The sequence below is a fragment of the Mesorhizobium sp. M1227 genome (assembly GCF_040318315.1).
GTDB lineage: Bacteria > Pseudomonadota > Alphaproteobacteria > Rhizobiales > Rhizobiaceae > Mesorhizobium.
On the sequence record NZ_JAMYLZ010000009.1, the window covers coordinates 168480 to 187293 of the forward strand.

Here is an 18814-nt window from a genome sequence, read left to right on the forward strand (position 1 = left end):
AGTGTGTTCGGCCGCCGGATGCCATCGTAGCCGTTTTCCGGAGCTCAAGGCCATGTCTGTCAATCGTCGTCATTTCAACCAGCTGCTGTTGCTTGGCGGTGCGAGCTTCGCATTGCCCGGGGTTTCCTTCGCTGCCGAAGGAACGCCGGTCCAGGGTGGCACGCTCAACTGGGCCTACTATCCCGACCCCACGTCGCTGATTGCCATCAACACCTCGTCGGGCACCGGCCAGGCGATCGGTCCCAAGGTGAATGAAGGTCTGCTTGATTTCGCCTATGACCTCAGCCCGAAACCGCTGCTGGCGACGGAGTGGTCGATCAGCGATGACGGCCTGCGCTACACCTTCAAGCTGCGCGACGGCGTCAAATGGCATGACGGCAAGGACTTCACGTCGGAAGACGTTGCCTTCACCATCTTCCGGCTGAAGGAGGCGCATCCGCGCGGCCGCATCACCTGCCAAAACGTGACCGCGGTCGAGACGCCCGATCCGCACACCGCCATCGTCGTGCTTTCAAAGCCGGCGCCCTATCTGATCACGGCACTGAGCAGCTCGGAATCACCGATTGTGCCGAAGCACGTCTACGAAACGTTCAAGCCGGCGGAACAGCCGAAGCTCGAACAGACGATCGGCACCGGTCCCTTCATTCTCAAGGAATGGGTGCCCGGCAGCCATCTGATCTTCGACCGCAATCCGGATTATTGGGACGCGCCTCGGCCCTACCTCGACCGCATCGTCCTGCACGTCATCCTCGACCCGGCCGCGCGTTCGGCGGCTCTTGAAACCGGCGAGATCGATATCGGCGCCAATCCCGTGCCGCTGGCCGACATCGAACGGCTGAAGGCAAACCCCGCTCTGGTCGTCGACAACAACACCTACGCCTATTCCGGCCCACAGCAGCAATTGTTCTTCAATTACGAGAACGAAATCCTGACCAAGCGCGATGTGCGCCTTGCCATCGCCCACGCAATCGACCTGCAGAAGCTGGTCGACATCGCGCTCTACGGCTATGCGCAGGTATCGCCGAGCCCGATCAGCACGGCGCTGCCCAAATGGTATGACCCCAGCATCAAGGCGCGCGAGCCCGATACCAAACTGGCGGAGAGGCTGCTCGACGACGCCGGCTATCCGCGTGGCGCCGATGGGACGCGCTTCAAGCTCCGGCTTGCCTACAACGCGTTCCTGCCGGCGTCCTATGCCGATTTCATCAAGCAGTCGTTGGCGACGGTCGGCATCGATGCCGAGATCCTCAAGCTTGACCTGTCGACGTTCCTGAAGACCGTCTACACCGACCGCGCCTGGGACCTGGTGGTCGAGTCGCTGTCGAACACCTTCGATCCGACGCTCGGCGTCCAGCGCGCCTACTGGTCGAAGAACTTCAAGATCGGCCTCGTCTTCTCCAACGCTAGCCACTACGCAAACCCCGAGGTCGACCAGATCCTCGAAGCCGCGGCAATCGAGCCCGACGAGACCAAGCGGCGCGAGCTCTGGTACAAATTCCAGCACATCATCCATGACGACGTGGTGTCGGTCGATCTGGTCGCCGCCGGCGCCCAGATCGTCGCCAACAACAAGGTCCGGGATTTTGCGCCCGGCGCTCAGGGGATCAACAACAGCTTCGCGCAGATATGGCTCGCGCCAAACGCCTAAGCGTTCTGCAAGCCCTCTGGTTGGGACCGGCGCGTGAAAACGACGATCCCGACTTTTCTCCATCAAAGATAAATCGCGCAATTCGGAGTACCGACCATGACCATCAATCGACGCCTGTTCAATCAGTTCCTGCTGCTGGCCGGCGCGAGTGCTGGACTTCCCGCCGGGGCATTCGCAGAAGACGCAAAGCCGGTGGCCGGAGGCACGCTCAACTTCGTCTACTATCCCGAGCCCAACCAGATCGTTTCCATCAACACCAGCGCTGGCGGACCGGCCATCATCGGTCCGAAGATTTTCGACGGCCTGCTCGCCTACGACTACGATCTCAATCCGCGACCGCAACTGGCCACCGAATGGTCGATCAGCGACGACGGGCTCGAATACGTCTTCAAGCTGCGCCAGGGGGTGAAGTTCAGCGATGGCCATGATTTGACCTCCGAGGACGTCGCCTTTTCTATCTCCCGGCTGCGCGAAGCGCATCCGCGCGGTCGCATCACCTTCCAGAACGTCACCGACATCGACACGTCGGACCCGTATATCGTGAAGATCAAATTGTCGAAGCCGTCCGCCGCCCTGATCTCGGGGCTGGCCGCGACGGAATCGCCTGTCGTGCCCAAACACATCTACGAGAAGCTGAGGCCGGCCGACGATCCGTCCTTCAAGCAGATCATCGGCAGCGGGCCGTTTGTGCTGAAGGAATGGGTAAAGGGCAGCCACATCCTCGTCGAAAAGAATCCGACCTATTGGGATGCGCCTAAACCCTATCTCGACCGGATCATCTTCCGCTTCATCACCGATCCGGGCGCGCGCGCTGCGGCGCTCGAAACGGGCGAGGTCGACATCGGACCGAACCCGGTGGCCTTCGCCGACCTGGAGCGTTTCAAGGCGCTGCCGCAATTCGTCGTCGACAGCACGGTCTTCGCCTATAGCGGCCCGCTGCACCAACTGATCATCAACCTCGAAAACCCGATCCTGAAGGAGAAGAAGGTCCGTCAGGCAATCGCGCACGCGATCGACCTCGACGCGATCAATGCAATCGTGTTTTACGGCTATGGCCAAGTCTCGCCGACGCCGATCAGCGTCGTCAACAAGAAGTATTTCGATCCCGATGTGAAGGCCGCGACGTTCGATACGGCGCTCTCGGAAAAACTGCTCGACGAGGCCGGTTTCAAGCGTGGGGCTGACGGCGTACGCTTCAAGCTCAGGCTCACCAACAATCCCTACAACCCGTGGGGCTATGCCGACTTCCTCAAGCAGGCATTGGCCAAGATCGGCATCGATGCCGAGATCGAAAAATTCGACTTCGGCACCTATGTCAAAACCATCTACACCGACCGCACTTGGGACCTGTCGACGGAATCCTGCGGCAACATCTTCGATCCGAGCGCCGGCGCACAGCGGCTCTACTGGTCGAAGAACATCAAGAAAGGGCTGCCGTTCTCCAACGGCGCGCACTATGAGAACCTGGAGGTTGACCGGTTGCTGGAAGCCGCATCGGTCGAGCTAGACGAGGCCAAGCGCAAGCAGCTCTTCTTCAAGTTCCAGGAGATCATCGCCGACGAGTTGCCGATCATCAATCTGATCGCGCCACCGACCATCATCATCGCCCGCAAAACCGTCAAGAACTACGCGCCTGGCGCCGAAGGCCTGTCAGCGAATTTCGCCGACGCCTATCTCGACCCGAACGCCTAAATCTGCCGGGCAATCATGAGAGAAGGGCCGCATAGAGCTGCGGCCGTTTTCGTTTCTTCCATTTCGCAAAGCTGGTAACTTCAGGCCAAAGCACGCAGCCTTGGGCTGGCGCCGACCAGAAGGCCGGCAAGGGCTATGGCCTGCGCTAGTTGTTCGCCGATCGAGCTCGATTCCCAGGCGACGCCGCGCAGCGGATGGCCGATGGCGAACAGATTGCCATGGGTCTTGCCGTTACCGGCAATCACTTGGCCGCCATGCGTCGCGTCGATGCCGAAGCCGGTCGCATGGGGCCTGACGATGCCGTTCTCAAGCAGGCTGCGGACGAATGGATCGGCGATCCGCCGCCAATCATGCTCCTGATGGCCGCGGCAGTTGACGACGCCGTCGAAGCGCAACCGTTCGACCGCGCCGGTATCACGCCAGCGGATTTCAGCGACGATGCCGTTTGCCTGCGGATGGAGTGCCAGCACCCGTCCCGCTCGACCCGTCCAACGGCCTTGGCTTCGCGCCAGTGCCACGCGCTCAAAGCTCGGTGGCGCCGCGCGGTGCGCGGTGACATCCCAGAAGGCGCGCAGATGGCGTGCGAACTTCAAGCGCTCCTTGTCGGTGGCGCCTTGCCACAAGGCCAGGATCCACGGCCGGATCGTCAGCGGCAGCCCTTGCCAGTCCAGGCCGGTGGGTTCGATTGCCCGGCGTTCGGCCTTGACCAGTGCGAGAAGCGCCCTGGTGGTTTTCGGCAGCGGCCGCCCGGCGAGGAAATCGCGCCACGCTTCCACGTTGCGCCGAGGTTCGACGATCTGTCCGCGCCGCGACACGACGCGATAACCGCCCTTGAAGCCGCGCGCTTCCATGCTGGCGACGACGTCGACCATGCTGAGGCTGGAGCCGATCAGCAGCAGTTCCTTGCTGCCGGCGAGCCGATCGAGCGCCGCCGAATCCCAGGGATTGGCGACATAACGGGGATCGCCGACGACGGCTGCTTCCGTGGTGGACGGCTGGCTCTGGAACACCCCGGTTGCCAGTACCGCCTCATCCGCCAGCAATTGCTGGCTATCGCTGGTGCCGACGCATACCCCGGACGGACCCGTCAGCATGTCGACGGCGGATGCCTTGATGTGGCGCAGCGAAGAACGCGGATCTGCTTCTCTGATCGCTCTTGTCAGTTCCGACTGGACATAGCTGCCGAACAGCCAGCGCGGCGGGCTTGAGTCCGGGACATCCTCGGGCGGTGTCCAGCCGTGCTCCGGCCCATTCGCCATAAGCCAGCGAACGAGGTGATCGGGATCGTCCGGATGCAGCGAGAAGATGCGCGCCGCGCCGTTGACGAGGTGTTGTGGATCGACGGTGCTATAGGCAACGCCGCGACCAAGCTCGGCCCGGCGCTCGATGATGGTGATTGCCAGCGGCTCAGTTGAACGGTCGAGCAGCTTGATCGCGGTAACCGCGCCGGCAAAGCCGCCGCCAACGATGATGATTGAACGAGGGATCGAGCGTAGCGGGGAGGAAGGGGTATGAAGCATCAAGAACCTTTGCGACGCCGGTGGTCGTGGCTCCAGCCCATCGCCCCGGCAACGATCATCGTGCTTTCCCGTAACCCGATGTCAAAAAACAATAATTGCCAGCTGACGAAAGGCATTCTTTCACTCAGCGGGTTTGGCAGGCGCTAGATAGGAACGCCCTTTGCGACCAGCCCGAGAACCGCTGATGACTGAAAATCGAAAGATAAGGCTTGGAGCCTTTGTTCGCGGACCGGGCCATCATGTCGCTGCCTGGCGCCATCCCGATGTGCCTGCCAATCCGGGCCTGAGCTTCCAGCACTATGCGGACGCCGCGCGCACTGCCGAGCGTGGCCTGTTCGACATGGTGTTTCTGGCCGACAGCCTCAGCGCGCGCAATGGCGAGCAGCCGATCGACACCTTCGAGCGCACCGGCCATGTCGTGCATTTCGAGCCGCTGACGCTTTTGTCGGCGCTCTCGACCATCACGCAAGGGATCGGGCTCGTTGCGACCGCCTCGACCACCTATTGGGAGCCGTTCCACTTGGCGCGGCTGTTCGCTTCGATCGATCATCTCAGCGGCGGCAGGACAGGCTGGAATGTCGTCACCTCAGCCGATGCGCCGGCGGCGGCGAATTTCAGCCTCGACCAGCATCCCGTTCATGCCGACCGTTACGCCCGCGCCGAGGAATTCGTCGCTGTCGCGCAGAAGCTTTGGGACAGCTGGGACGACGATGCCTTCGTCGCCGACAAGGCTTCGGGGATCGCCATCGACCGGCGCGGCATCCACGCCCCGGACCATGTCGGCCGGCATTTCCGCGTCAAAGGGCCGCTCAACGTCGCCCGCCCGCCGCAGGGCCATCCCGTCATCGTTCAGGCCGGCTCTTCCGATGCCGGCCAGCAGCTGGCGGCGCGGACGGCGGAGGTGGTTTTCACCGCCCATCCGACCATCGAATCGGCCCGAGGTTTTTACAGCGAGCTGAAAGGCCGGTTGGGCTCCTTTGGTCGCTCTGCCGATTCTTTGAAGATCATGCCCGGCGTCTTCCCGGTCGTCGCGCCGACGCGCGCGGAAGCCGAGGACAAGTTCGACGCGATCCAGCGGCTGGTCGATCCGGTGGTCGGCGTCGCCCTGGTTTCCGGACTGCTCGGCGGCATCGATCTTTCCAGCCACCCACTCGATGGGCCGTTGCCCGAACTCGGCAGTTCCGATTCTGTGAAGAGCCGCCTGAAAGTCGTTTCCGAATTGGCCGCGAGCCGGAACCTGACCATCCGCCAATTGTATCTCGCCGTTGCCGGCGCGCGCGGCCATTTCCAGATCGTCGGCACGCCAAAGGATGTGGCCGACATGATGGAGGAGTGGTTCGCCGGTGGCGCGGCGGACGGCTTCAACGTCATGCCGCCGATCCTGCCGACGGGCCTCACCGATTTTGTCGACCTCGTCATTCCGGAGCTGCAGCGGCGGCGTCTGTTCCGGACTGCTTACGAAGGCGGGACGTTGCGCGAGAACCTCGGCCTTGCGCGTCCGATCCGTGGCGCCGCTGAACAGCAAGAGAGGAAAGCATCATGAGCGACAGGACGATCGATTCGAAAATGTTTCGCCAATGGCTGGCGGATGGCGAAGAACTGGCGGTGCTAGACATTCGCGACAGCGCGACTGTCGGATACGCATCGCCGCTGTTCGCCACCAACCTGCCCGCGGCTCAGGTCGAGGCCGAGATCGACCGCTTCATCCCGCGCAAATCGGTGCGCACCGTGCTGGCGGACGACGGCAGCGGCGTTGCCGAGCAACTTATCGAACGACTGGTGGGGTATGGCCGTACCCAGCTGTTTTCGCTGAACGGTGGAATTCCGGAATGGACGCAAAGCGGCGTTGAAGACCTGCCGACCTTCGATACGCCGGGCGTCGATTTTTCGCTGGCGATCCGCGACGAGAAGGGGACCCCGGTCGTCAGCGTTGAAGAGCTCGCGGTGCTCAGAGGCCGAGGCGCCGACGTGGTGGTGCTCGACAGCCGCACGGTGGCGGAGTTCGAAAAGGACCATGTGCCGGGCGCCATCAGCGTGCCGGGCGCCGAGCTGGTGCTACGCTTCGCCGACCTGGTGCGTTCACCGGAGACGCAGGTTGTCGTCTCCTGCGCCGGCCTGCCGCGCGCCATCATCGGGGCGCAGACACTGATCGATGCCGGCGTGCCCAACCGGGTCGCCTATCTGCACGACGGCACCAGGGCATGGCGCGAGGCCGGTCTTGCACTCGAAACCGGCAAGACCGCAATCTATGGTCCGGCAAGCGAGGATGCCAAGCGTTTCGCCGGGGAGCACATCGCAAAGCTTGCCGAAGGCGACAGCTTTCCCCGCATCAATGCGGCCACGGCCGCAAACTGGGCGAAGGACGAAACGCGGACGACCTACCTGCTTGACGTGCGCACGCCCGACGAGTTCGCCGAAGCGCATATTCCGGGGTCGATCGCGTCTGAGGGCGGGCAGTTGCTCGGTGTCGCCTATCGCACCATCGCCGTGCGCGGCGCCCGCGTCGTGCTGATCGACGATCTGCTCGGTGTCCGCGCGGCGACGACGGCGCATTGGCTGCAGCGGCGCGGCTTCGAGATCGCGATCCTCTTGTACGACTTCCAGTCGACCAGCCTGGTGGAAGCGGCGTAGGGCAGGAGCACTGTCAGGCGATTTTTTCGGGGGCCACTATTCGGCGGCTTCCGATTGGCGGCGACGGCCCGCCAGCACGTTCTTCTGCATCGCCGTCAGCGAAGACCGCACGGCTTTGGCGCCGTGCTCCAGCATCTTGGCCTCATACTCCGACAGCGCCTGGAGAAGCGGCTTGTCGCCGCGTTTGGCGGCCACCAGCTCCGGCACCAGCAGTCCGGCGTCGTAGATCGCGGTGTTGCCGCCAAGCGCGCGAAAATAGGTCATGGCGTGGATGGCATCGCCAAGCAGCGTCACCGGTTTCGTCGGCCAGGGATCGACAGGCTCGGAGCTGTGGACATGAAGCAGCGCCACCGTCGATGGGTCGGTGTAGCGGATGAGGTTGAGGATTTCCGGGTTCCAGTGGGCGATCTTCGAGATCAGCAGGTCGATCAGTTCTGAACCGGAGAGCTTTGCCAGCGCGTCGTCCGTGGCAAGTTCGTTCTTTTCATAGGCGGTGTTCCACCAGACATAGCTGGTGGTGTTGTTGAAATGGAAACCGGAAAAATCCTTGTGGGTGGCGTCGTCCAGCCCGATCAGTCCATGCTTTCGGAAGGCGTCGACATTGACCCTGTGGCTGGTGACCATAAGCCCATGACCTTCGGTTGGCCTGACGCCGGCATTGTAGTCGAGTAGCACCGGCGAGATCTGGTGAAGGGCTGCGGCATGCAGCGTCATCTTGCCGGCCAGCCGCCTGACGCCGGTGTCGAAGCTCCTGGCATGCGGCGCCAGTTGCTGGCGCACGCGCGAGCGGGCGCCGTCGGCACCGACCAGCACATCGGCATGGATTGTCGAGCCATCCTCGAAATGCGCTACGACCGAACCATCCGGCTGCTCGTCGTAGCGGGAGAAGACCTTGCCGTAGCGCACGATGCCGTCGAGGCCGGACAACAGCACCTGGCGCAGCGTGATACGGCTTACCGATTTTTCGATATGCGTGTCGTCGGCCTCGCCCGGCGCGTTGCCGCCGCCCCAGGCATCCTCGCCCAGGATGTTGAAATTCTCGTCGAGCAGGATGTTGCGATCCGGCGCCTGGCCGAGCGTGGCGACAAAAGCGTCGTAGAGTTCCGGCGGCAAATTGGCGATCAGGGAATCGATGCCGCGCTGGCGGATGCGCAGACGAAAACCCTGGACATAGTCGGTGCGGGCGCGGTCCTTCTCGAAGACCGCGACACTGATGCCGTTCTTCTTCAGGCCTTGCGCCAGTGTCAGGCCGCCGGGGCCTCCGCCGATGATGGCGACTTCGACATGTTCTGTTGTCATGGCGCTCAACCGACCGCCGCGAGCTTGGGCTTGCCCGCGGCAATAGCCGGTGTCTCGGCCAACTGCCGGGCGATATGGCGGCTGAGCGTCGCCTTGGCGGCGATCGTGCGGATCATGTGGTTCTGCGGTGCGTGGGAACGGGCGGTCAGCGCATCACGGTGGTGGCGCTCAAGCTGGAAATCTCTGTTAAGGCCTGGATTGCCGGCAAGCTCCAGCGCCAGCGAGGTGACGGCAACGGCATTGTCGATGACGACATGCCTGACCGTCATGCCGTCGGTGCCCACAGGCCGGCCGGCGTCGACATCTTCGGCGAGCGAACGCAGCAGCCGCGTGCTGCTCGCAAGCCTGACCTCGATCTCACCGAGCCCTGCCTGGATGTGCGGCACGGTCGACAGCGGCGCACCAAGACTTGCCGGCGCGTGCGTGCTGACAAAGGAGACAAGCCGGTCACGGGCAGCACGGGCGGCACCGTGGTAGACAGCGCCGATCAGCGAAAAGAAGAACGCCGTCGCGCCTTCCTCGCGCCTCAGCGGCTCGGATGCGGGCTGCGCCTCGGTGATGTCTTCGGCAGGAACCGCAACATTATCCAGAATGATGTCGTCGCTGGCCGTCGCCCGCATGCCGGCGGCGTTCCATGTCTTTTCGACGCGAAATCCAGGCGCGTCGGTCGGCACCAGGAATGAAGCCAGACGCGGCTGCGGCTCGTCGGTCAGCGCCAGCAAGTTCACCCATTTCAGAATAGGAATGCCGGTGACGTAGTTCTTGTGGCCGGATATCCGCCAGACGTTGCCGTCCCGCCGGGCAATGGTTTCGGGCGGCTTGCCATGAGCTGGCGAGCCGATCCGGGGCTCGGCCTGGGCGGCGTTGATCAGGGCAGGGCCAAGACGCCCGGCCTCGACAATCCGCTGAACCAGATGGCGCGGCCATTTTCCGGATTTCCGCATCGCATACTGGCTGTTGTAGTGCATAGCCAGCACCAGCGCTGTCGACGGCTCGCCACGACCGATCTCGGCGATCACCGCCTGTGCTTCCGTCAGCCCGCCACCGAAGCCGCCATGTTCGCGCACCGTGACCAGGCCAAGCAGCCCCGCCTGGTGAAGCCGGTCGAAATTGGCGAATGGGAATTCCCCGGTCGCGTCGTGATGCGCGGCTGTCAGCGCGAAGTCGTCGGCAAGGCCGGCCACTTTCTCGAGGAGTTGCGGAAACTCGGCAATTGTCGACATCATGACGTTGGCTTTCTCTCAGGCGGCGGCGCGAATGTTCACCAGATCGAGCGGCCGGCGATCGACCCAGGCCTCGACGTCGAAATCGCCGGCGAGGAAGCCCCAGTCGCGCAGGAAATTCTTGTAGTGGGAAACCGCTGCGATGAGCTCAGGCTGCAGTCCGAGGCCGAGATGCTTATGGACATCCGGGCCATTGGCGGCCAGCACCTGTTCCTCGGTGGCCCCGGCTTCGCGGGCAACAAAGCGCTGCGTCTCTTCCGGATGCGCCTCGGCCCAGGCACTGGCGCGCAGGATGATCTCGATCAGTCGCGCGACCAGATCGGGGCGTTGTTCCGCCAGCAGTTCATCGACGGTCAGCACGCGCGGCGAACCGGAATTGATGCGGATGTTCGGGTCGGGGTGGAAGCCGAATTCCACGACCTGGATGGCGCCGATCAGATTGGCGACATTGATGCCGGCCGTGCCCTTGACATAGATGGCGTCGACCTCGCCGCGGATCAGGGCTGCTGCCTCCTCGCCATAGGCCTGCTTGCGCTTGAGCCCGAACAGCGACGGTCCTTCCTGGCTGTCGAGCACGCTGTCGGCCAGCGCTATGTCGACGATCTCGACGTCGCCATAGCCAAGGCCCTCGAGCGAGAGCGCCGAGACCAGTCCCTTCAACGCCGTCGCTCGCATGAAGTCGACGATTCCCTCGGGGCGCCGGGCGATGCCGAAGCGACGGCCTTTCAGGTCCTGGATTGTCCTGATGCCGGAACCGGGCAGGGCGATGATTGCCTGGAATTCGTCGGTCCAGGTGATGCCGACGAGACGCGTCTTGCGCCCTTCGGACCGCGCGCGGATCGGCGGCACGTTGCCGCCGTGGCGGAACGACCAGTCGAGCGTGTGGTTGAAATGGCTCTGGCGGATGTCGCGATTGGGCGAATCGATGATCGACTTCAATTCAATCCCCTCCTTGCGAAAGGTCTCGTCGAGAAGCCCGAGCTGTGCGGCGAGCCCGACAGGCGTCGGCACCGGGCAGCGTGTGTACCAGATTTCGGAGATCGCAGTCGCGGTCATGATGGCTCCTTAGGTGTTGCGCAGGCCGGCCTGCTTCATCAGCGGCAGGATGTTCTCGCCGAAGAATTCGAGGTCAGGCTTGAAATCGAAGAAGGACAGCTGCAGGCCGTCAATGCCGGCGTCCTTCAACTTGACGAACTGGTCGACGATCTGTTCGGGCGTGCCGATGAGATAAATGTTGCCGCCGACCTTGGCGTAGGGATCGTCGCGGCCCTCGCGTCCTTTCCAGGCCTGGGCATCGCTGTTGAAGGTCTGGAAGCCTTTCGGCGTGCGGCTGTCGGCATGGGCGACGATCTCATCGGCGACCGCCCAGGCCTCCTTCTCGGTCGGCCTGCTGATGACCAGCGGGTTGAGCAGCGTGCGCACGGTGCGGCCGACGCCGAGGGCTGCGTCCTTCACCTTCTTCGTATGCGCCGGCAGCGCTTCCAGCGCGCTGGCGATGTCGGAGCCGGCCGGGCTGGTGACGAAGACGATGTCGGAATAACGGCCGGCAAAGGAAATGCCGGCGTCGGAGCCGGTGGCATTGACCAGGATCGGCCGTCCATAATTCGGCTTGGGCGTGACGAAGCCGCCATTGAGCTTCCAGCTCGATTCTCCGGAGAATGAGAAATTCTCGTCGTCCTGCCACAGTCGCTGCAGCACTTCGACGAACTCGGCGGCGAGTTCATAGCGGCGGTCGTGCTCGATACGGTTCCAGCCGAACATTTCATGTTCGACGGCGCGATGGCCGGTGACGACGTTGATGCCCCAGCGGCCGCCGGAGATGTGGTCGAGTGTGGCGCCGAATTTCGCCAGATGCAGCGGGTGCCACGGGCCGTAGAGAACATGCATGGTCGAGATCAGCATGATCTTCTTGGTGATCGCGGCCATGGCCGCGACGGAGACGAAACTGTCCAGCGCCTGGCCGTTGAAGACACCGCCATAACCGCCCTTGGGCAGCCACTGGCTGAGCGCGAAGACGAGGTCGAAGCCAAGCTCCTCGGCCTTCAACGTCAGGTCGCGATTGTAGTCGAAGCGCCAGTCGGTCGAGCGCGGCAAGGTCGAGTTGGTCCAGCCACCGGCCTGGATCGGCAAGAATAGCCCGAGCAGCACCGGCTGCTGAAGCGCTTTCGACAGCGGGCTGTCCGGATACTCGGTCGGCGCCTTGAAGAAGGGCGTGCCGACGATGGAACCAGGCTTGTGGGCGAGCGTCATGGCGAACTTTCTCGGGTGGAGGAAGGGAACCCGTGCGAAGGACCGCGCACGGGTCAGGGCTCAGGCGACGATATGGGCGGTTGCGAGGGAGCCGGCATTGCCCTCGGCGCCCACCGTGTGACCGGCTATGCGCCTGTTGTAGAGGGTGATTTCCGGTTGGCTGACGATGCCGATATCGGGCAGGTCCTCGACAAGGATCTGCTGGATCGCGGCCCATTGCTCGAAGCGCTTTTCGTGGTCGACCTCGACGGCGGCCGCTTCAAGAAGTTCGTCGACCTTGGCATTGCTGTATTTCGAACCGTTGGAGAACGGCACGCCGGGTTTGAAATTTTTCGACCAGTAGAGGCGCTGTACGCCTACCGTCGGGTCGAACAGATTGCTCATGCCGTTGAAGGTGAAGTCGAAGTCGCGGTCGGTGTAGATGCGCTTGGTGTAGGTGGCGAAATCCTGGCTGCGCACGGTGACCTCGATCCCGACCGCGGCCAATGCCTGCTTGATGTAATCGGCGCCGCGCTTGTAGGTTTCGCCGCTCGGGACATAGTCGTGGACAAGCTTGAGCCGGGTACCGTTGGCGTCGCGCGGCAAGCCTGCTTCATCGAGCAGTTTATCGGCGGCGGCCGTGTCGACCGGATAGGTCTTCAGGTCGGCGACGAACCACTTCTTCAGATTGGGGTTGATCGGGCCTGGAATGGTTTCGCCATAGCCATAGTTGATCGTCTCGCGGATGACGTTGCGGTCGATGACATGGGCGAAGGCACGGCGGACGCGAACATCCTGGAAATAGGCTTTCTCCAGGTTGAATTCGACCCGGCTGATGCCATTGGAATATTGGTAGCCCTGCTTCTCGAAGCCGATATGCGGCAGCGTCTCAAAACGCTGCAAATCGCTGTACGGAATCGGCGTTGCCGGCGCCAGATCGATCTCGCCGGTCTCCAGCGCCAGCGCGCGCGCCGAAGCGTCCGGGATGAAGCGCACGATCAACCGGTCGAGATAGGGGCGCGGTGCGTCCCAGTAGTCAGGATTGCGTTCGTAAACGATGTGGCTGCCGCGCACCCATTCTTTGAAGACGAACGGGCCGGTGCCGACCGGAGCGACGTTGACCGGATTTTCGGCTGCCTTTGTGCCGTCATAGAGGTGCTTCGGCACGATTGGCGTTTCGGCCGCAGCCAGGGCCGTGATCAGGTAAGGCGCCGGCCTCGACAGAACCAGCGTTACGGTCAGCGGATCCGGCGTCTGGATGTCTACAAGGTTGAGGAAGGTGTTGCGGCCGCGCGGATGAACCTCTCTGATCGTGGTGATCGAATAGGCGACGTCGGCGGCGGTGAACGGCTGGCCATCATGCCACTTCACGCCTTCGCGCAGCTTGAAGGTGTATTGCAGCCCATCGTCACTGACTGACCATTGTCTGGCCAGGGATGGGCGCGGCGTGAGATCGAAATCATAGGTCAGCAGGCCCTCGGTGGTCTTTGCCGAGACGTAGACCGAATTGAATGCCGTGTGGGCGATGGTCGTCAGCACAGGCGGCTCAGCCGAGAGCACCAGCGTCGCCGTTCCACCCTGTTTCGGCTCGGCGGCGTAGGCGCTACGCGATGCAGGCAACAGGGTCGCTCCGAGCGCGGCCGCCGAGATGCCGAGGAACCTGCGGCGGTTCGGACTGAGGAAATGAGACATAGCGTCCTGGTCCTTTTTTGCTGCCGGACCCGATCGGCCGATCGTCGGCCACCAGGCTAAAAATCCGTTGTTCCAAGAGCGGGCTCGTTTGCGAAAAGATTTGGCCGACCTGCTCCCGCGCTTAAGATTTCATACTTCAAACAGCTAAGTTTGTAGTATGAAATAAAATTCTATTCTGCAATGAGGCCATTTGCAGGATAAAATTTCTTAAATCAGATTGACAATGTCTATAAATCTTGTCAACTAAAAAGCACGGAACTTTCCGGGAAACAGCAAACCCGCATCGTCAGCCACAGCCGGGATAGCGAAAACGATGTCGACCCTGACGCGCATTGGCAGAACCTTCCGGCGCACCGCCATGCAGGCGGTGCCGACCGTTCTGGGCATCGTCATCCTGAACTTCTTCCTGCTGCAGCTCGCGCCCGGCGATGCCGCCGATGTCATGGCCGGCGAGGCTGGCTCGGCCACTGTCGAAACGATGGCGGCGCTTCGCCAGCGCTTCGGGCTCGACAATCCGCTTCTCGTCCAGCTGTTCAACTATCTCTACAATCTGGCGCATTTCAGCCTCGGCTTTTCGCCGCGCTACGGCATGCCGGTCGCCGACCTGATCGGCCAGCGGCTGCCCGGCACGCTGGTGCTGATGGCGGTGGCTCTGGCCGTCGCCATTGTGCTCGGCCTCGCCCTTGGATCGGTGATGGCGGTGTTTGCCGGGCGCCTGCCGGATCGTGTGCTCTCCGTTATTTCGCTGCTGTTCTATTCAATCCCGGGTTTCTGGATCGGCTTGATGCTGATCGTGCTGTTTTCGGTCAAGCTCGGCTGGCTGCCGAGCGGCGGCTCGGGAACCATCGGCAGCAACCTGACCGGCCTTGCCGGGCTCTGGGACAGGGCGCGCTACATGATCCTGCCGGCACTGTCGCTGGCGCTGTTCTACGTGGCGATCTATGCGCGGCTGACACGAGCGGCGATGCTGGAGGTCCAGTCGCAGGACTACGTACGCTCCGCCGCAGCCAAGGGCCTGCCGCCGGCCTTCATCACCATTCGCCATGTCCTTCGCAACGCGCTGATCCCCATTACCACCATGGCCGGCATGCATGTCGGCGGCATGCTCGGCGGCGCCGTGGTTGTCGAGACTGTCTATTCCTGGCCCGGCCTCGGGCGTCTCGCCTTCGAAGCGGTCATGGGCCGCGATTTCACCGTGCTGCTCGGCATCCTTCTGTTGTCGTCGCTGCTGGTCATCATCGCCAACGCGACCGTCGATCTTCTGCACGCCTGGCTCGATCCCCGCATCGGAGTACGCTGATGGCTTCCACCGATTTCGCCGCGGGCGATGCCCGTTCCCGCCGTCTCCATGCCGATGCCCGCGGGCCTGCGGCACCGCCTGAGCCCGAGGCAAAGAGCTGGAGCAATCTCCACGCGCCCGACGCACGCTCCGCTTCGGCAGCGTCGGTGCCGATAGCCGCTGGCGGGCGTGCGCTGAAGGTTTTCCTGCGCAATCCCAACGCCATGTTCGGCGTTGTGTTCCTGTCACTGGTCGTGCTGGCCGCACTGCTCGCACCAGTCCTCTATCCGGCCGATCCGCTATCGATGGTGGCGCGGCCCTTCCTGTGGCCGGGCCAGAACCCAGCCTTCCCGCTGGGCACGGACTCCATGGGCCGCGATGTGCTTTCCGGCATTCTGCATGGCGCGCGGATTTCACTGTTCGTCGGCCTAGTGGCGACCGCGCTCGGCCTCAGCTTCGGCATCCTGGTCGGCGCCGCCGCCGGCTACTTCGGCGGCTGGATCGACGACCTGCTGGTGCGCCTGATCGAGATCTTTCAGACCATACCGAGCTTCGTGCTACTGGTCGTCATGGTGGCGATCGCGCAGCCGACCGCGCCTGTCGTGACAGTGGCGATCGCCGTCATCACCTGGCCGACGGTGGCGCGGTTGACCCGCGCCGAATTCCGGGCCATCCGCGAGAAGGATTTCGTCATGGCCGCCCGCAGCCTCGGCTACGGCCATGTCCGCATTATCTTCCGCGAGATCCTGCCCAATGCGCTGCCGCCGTTGATCGTGACCTCGTCGGTGATGGTGGCGACCGCGATCCTGATGGAATCGGCGCTGTCCTTCATGGGCCTCGGCGATCCCAACGTCGTCAGCTGGGGCTCGATGATCGGAGCGGGCAGGGAATTGATCCGCACCGCTTGGTATCTGACAGCGCTTCCGGGACTGGCGATCGTCTTTACCGTGCTGGCGCTGAACCTGATCGGTGACGGCCTCAACGACGCGCTCAACCCGCGCTTCTCACAGGAGCGATAGAGATGGCGGCTCCTTTGCTCAGGATCGACAATCTGACGGTTCGCTTCCCGACCGCCGAGCCGGTCAGCCGGCTGAGCTTCGAGGTCGGTGAGGGCGAGACGCTGGCGATCGTTGGTGAATCAGGCTCCGGCAAGTCGCTGACCGCGCTCGCCCTGATGCAGCTTCTGCCGCGCTCGGCGAAAATACCCAATGGCAGGATCGAATTCGCCGGCAAGGATCTGCTCGGTCTCGACCAGAAGGCTATGCGGAGCCTGCGCGGACGCGAGATCGCCATGATCTTCCAGGAGCCGATGACGTCGCTCAATCCGGTGCTGACCATCGGCCGGCAGATCACCGAGGTGCTGACGCTGCACGAAGGCATACGCGGCAAGGCAGCGCGGAACCGTGCCATCGAGCTTCTCAATCTGGTTCGCATTCCCGATCCGCAGCGGCGCATCGATGACTATCCGCACCAGCTTTCCGGCGGCATGCGCCAGCGCATCATGATTGCCATCGCCGTCGCCTGCCGGCCGCGCCTGCTGATTGCCGACGAACCGACGACGGCGCTCGACGTGACCATCCAGGCGCAGGTGCTCGACCTGCTCGATACGCTGCGCCGCGAACTGTCGATGGCTGTCATGCTCATCACCCACGATCTTGGCGTCGTCGCACAATGGGCCGACAAGGTCGTCGTCATGTATGCCGGCCGCAAGGTTGAACAGGCGCTGCCGGGCGCACTGTTCAGAACACCCCTTCACCCCTATACGCGCGGCCTGCTGGCGGCGTCGCCGCGGCTGAAGACCAATCTCCACTACCGCGACGCCAGGCTGACGGAGATTCCCGGCAGTATCGTCTCGGCCGCCGGCGAAAAGGGCTGCCCGTTCCGCCCGCGCTGCGCGGTGGCGCGCGACAGCTGCGCCCATTTCGTACCCGACCTCGTCGAGGTGAGCGAGGATCGTCTAGTCGCCTGTCCCTACAGCTTCATTCCGGAGGTTGCGCATGGCGCTGCTCTCGGTCTCTGACCTTTCCACCCATTTCCACGCCCAGGGCGGCACGCTGCGCGCCGTCGATGGCGTATCCCTCGAAGTCGGACGCGGCGAGACGGTTGGTCTCGTCGGCGAAAGCGGTTGCGGAAAATCGACGCTAGGCAAGACCATCATGCGGCTGGTCGACCCGACTAGCGGCAGGATCGAGTTCAACGGCACCGACATCACCGTTCTCGACACGCGCCGGCTGAAGGCGGCGCGCCGTAATATCCAGATGATCTTCCAGGATCCGTTCGCATCGCTCAATCCGCGCCACACGATCGGCGACATCCTGACAGCACCACTGAAGGTCCATGGCATCGGCAACACGGCCGAGCGGCGCACCATCGTCGAGGACATCATCGAGCGTGTCGGTCTGCCGAGGGATTCGCTTGGCCGCTACCCGCATGAATTTTCCGGCGGGCAACGCCAGCGCATCGGCATCGCCCGGGCGCTGATCCTCAATCCGGAACTGGTTGTGTGCGACGAGCCGGTGTCGGCGCTCGACCTTTCGATCCAGGCGCAGATTCTGAACCTGCTGGTCGACATGAAACGTCAGCTCGGCCTGTCCTATCTCTTCATTTCGCACGATCTATCAGTCGTTCGCTATTTCGCCGACCGGGTGCTGGTTATGTATCTCGGACGCATTGTCGAAAGCGCCGACAATGCGGCGCTGTGGACCTCGCCAAAGCATCCCTACACGCGCGCGCTGATGGATGCCGTGCCGGACCCGGCGCGCCGACGTCAGGCCGCGCCGATCCATGGCGATCTGCCAAGCCCGCAGAACATCCCCAGCGGCTGCCGTTTCCATACCCGCTGCCCGCTGGCGACCGATCTGTGCCGTTCGCAGGAACCGGCGTTCCGGGCGATCTCGCCGGGACACCATGTCGCCTGCCACTACGCCGAACCAACCATCAACTGAAATTCAACGGAGCAGAAAAATGTCCGACTACCGCTATCTTGGCCGCAGCGCCCTGAAGGTTTCGCCGCTCAGCCTCGGCACGATGATGTTCGGCGGGCCGACCGAGGAGACGGTCGCGCATCGCATCATCGACAAGGCGCGCGAGCAAGGCGTCAACTTCATTGACACCGCCGACGTCTACCACAACGGCAAGTCCGAGGAAGTCGTCGGTCGCGGCATCAAGGCGACGCGCGATCATTGGGTCGTGGCGACCAAGTTCGTCAACTCGCATGACAAGGGGCCTAATCTCGGCGGCCATTCGCGCAAATGGGTGATCCAGACGGTCGAGAACAGCCTGCGGCGCCTGGGAACAGACTATATCGACCTGTTCTACTTCCACCGCGCCGTGTTCGATGCGCCGCTGGAAGAGCCGGTGCGGGCTATCGCCGACCTGATCCGCCAGGGCAAGCTGCGCTATTTCGGCGTCTCCAACTTTCGTGGTTGGCGCATCGCCGAAGTCGCGCATCTGGCCGATGAACTCGGCATCGACCGGCCGGTGGCCAGCCAGCCGCTCTACAACATCGTCAACCGCACCGCCGAGGCCGAACAGCTGCCGGCGGCCGCCTACTACGGTCTTGGCGTCGTCTCCTACAGCCCGCTGGCGCGCGGCGTGCTGA

General features: G+C 63.2%; 15 protein-coding genes. 9 read left to right on the plus strand and 6 right to left on the minus strand.

What is annotated here, in order from left to right; genetic code table 11:
- Positions 1–52 precede the first annotated feature (52 nt).
- Together NKH28_RS14710 and NKH28_RS14715 are read left to right on the plus strand one after the other, a co-directional pair.
- The gene (locus NKH28_RS14710; RefSeq protein WP_352979319.1) at positions 53–1648 is read left to right on the plus strand and encodes an ABC transporter substrate-binding protein; all 1596 of its coding nucleotides are present in this window, start codon (positions 53–55) and stop codon (positions 1646–1648) included.
- A gap of 96 nt (positions 1649–1744) precedes the next feature.
- Positions 1745–3340 (plus strand): ABC transporter substrate-binding protein, encoded by a 1596-nt coding sequence (locus tag NKH28_RS14715; RefSeq protein ID WP_352979321.1) that lies wholly within the window; start codon positions 1745–1747, stop codon positions 3338–3340.
- A gap of 80 nt (positions 3341–3420) precedes the next feature.
- Here the strand turns inward: NKH28_RS14715 and NKH28_RS14720 are convergent, their stop codons facing one another.
- Positions 3421–4860 carry an FAD/NAD(P)-binding protein gene (locus NKH28_RS14720; RefSeq protein WP_352769916.1) on the minus strand — a complete coding sequence of 480 codons (1440 nt, stop codon included), beginning with the start codon at positions 4858–4860 and terminating at the stop codon, positions 3421–3423.
- A 184-nt stretch (positions 4861–5044) separates the two neighbouring features.
- Between NKH28_RS14720 and NKH28_RS14725 the strand changes: the two genes are divergently transcribed.
- Both NKH28_RS14725 and NKH28_RS14730 read left to right on the plus strand, forming a co-directional pair.
- Positions 5045–6403, plus strand: a complete 1359-nt coding sequence (locus NKH28_RS14725) for an LLM class flavin-dependent oxidoreductase (RefSeq protein WP_352979323.1) — start codon at positions 5045–5047, stop codon at positions 6401–6403.
- Positions 6400–7491: a rhodanese-like domain-containing protein gene (locus tag NKH28_RS14730; RefSeq protein WP_352540164.1), complete on the plus strand. Its 1092-nt coding sequence runs from the start codon at positions 6400–6402 to the stop codon at positions 7489–7491. The genes NKH28_RS14725 and NKH28_RS14730 overlap by 4 nt, the downstream gene beginning before the upstream one ends.
- A 36-nt stretch (positions 7492–7527) precedes the next feature.
- On the opposite strand, the gene NKH28_RS14735 is transcribed toward NKH28_RS14730, so the two are convergent.
- From NKH28_RS14735 to NKH28_RS14755, 5 genes are read right to left on the minus strand one after another with little or no spacing between them, the layout of a single operon-like run.
- A complete protein-coding gene (locus NKH28_RS14735; RefSeq protein WP_352979325.1) occupies positions 7528–8790 on the minus strand; it encodes an FAD-dependent oxidoreductase in 1263 nt (420 codons plus the stop codon).
- 5 nt (positions 8791–8795) lie between these two features.
- Positions 8796–10013: an acyl-CoA dehydrogenase family protein gene (locus NKH28_RS14740; protein ID WP_352979346.1), complete on the minus strand. Its 1218-nt coding sequence runs from the start codon at positions 10011–10013 to the stop codon at positions 8796–8798.
- Positions 10014–10031: 18 nt separating this feature from the next.
- Positions 10032–11069, minus strand: coding sequence for an ABC transporter substrate-binding protein (locus NKH28_RS14745; protein WP_352979327.1), 1038 nt, complete (start codon positions 11067–11069; stop codon positions 10032–10034).
- 9 nt (positions 11070–11078) lie between these two features.
- Positions 11079–12263 (minus strand): LLM class flavin-dependent oxidoreductase, encoded by a 1185-nt coding sequence (locus tag NKH28_RS14750; protein WP_352979329.1) that lies wholly within the window; start codon positions 12261–12263, stop codon positions 11079–11081.
- 60 nt (positions 12264–12323) lie between these two features.
- Positions 12324–13934, minus strand: coding sequence for an ABC transporter substrate-binding protein (locus tag NKH28_RS14755; protein WP_352979331.1), 1611 nt, complete (start codon positions 13932–13934; stop codon positions 12324–12326).
- A gap of 313 nt (positions 13935–14247) precedes the next feature.
- Between NKH28_RS14755 and NKH28_RS14760 the strand changes: the two genes are divergently transcribed.
- The 5 genes from NKH28_RS14760 to NKH28_RS14780 form a co-directional block, all read left to right on the plus strand.
- Positions 14248–15234: an ABC transporter permease gene (locus tag NKH28_RS14760; protein WP_352979333.1), complete on the plus strand. Its 987-nt coding sequence runs from the start codon at positions 14248–14250 to the stop codon at positions 15232–15234.
- Positions 15234–16232 carry an ABC transporter permease gene (locus tag NKH28_RS14765; RefSeq protein ID WP_352471358.1) on the plus strand — a complete coding sequence of 333 codons (999 nt, stop codon included), beginning with the start codon at positions 15234–15236 and terminating at the stop codon, positions 16230–16232. The genes NKH28_RS14760 and NKH28_RS14765 overlap by 1 nt, the downstream gene beginning before the upstream one ends.
- A gap of 2 nt (positions 16233–16234) precedes the next feature.
- A complete protein-coding gene (locus NKH28_RS14770; protein WP_352979335.1) occupies positions 16235–17233 on the plus strand; it encodes an ABC transporter ATP-binding protein in 999 nt (332 codons plus the stop codon).
- Positions 17211–18158, plus strand: a complete 948-nt coding sequence (locus NKH28_RS14775; RefSeq protein ID WP_352502692.1) for an ABC transporter ATP-binding protein — start codon at positions 17211–17213, stop codon at positions 18156–18158. The genes NKH28_RS14770 and NKH28_RS14775 overlap by 23 nt, the downstream gene beginning before the upstream one ends.
- Before the next feature lie 19 nt (positions 18159–18177).
- Positions 18178–18814 (plus strand): aldo/keto reductase (locus NKH28_RS14780; protein WP_352979337.1); only part of this gene is annotated, 637 nt, incomplete at its 3' end.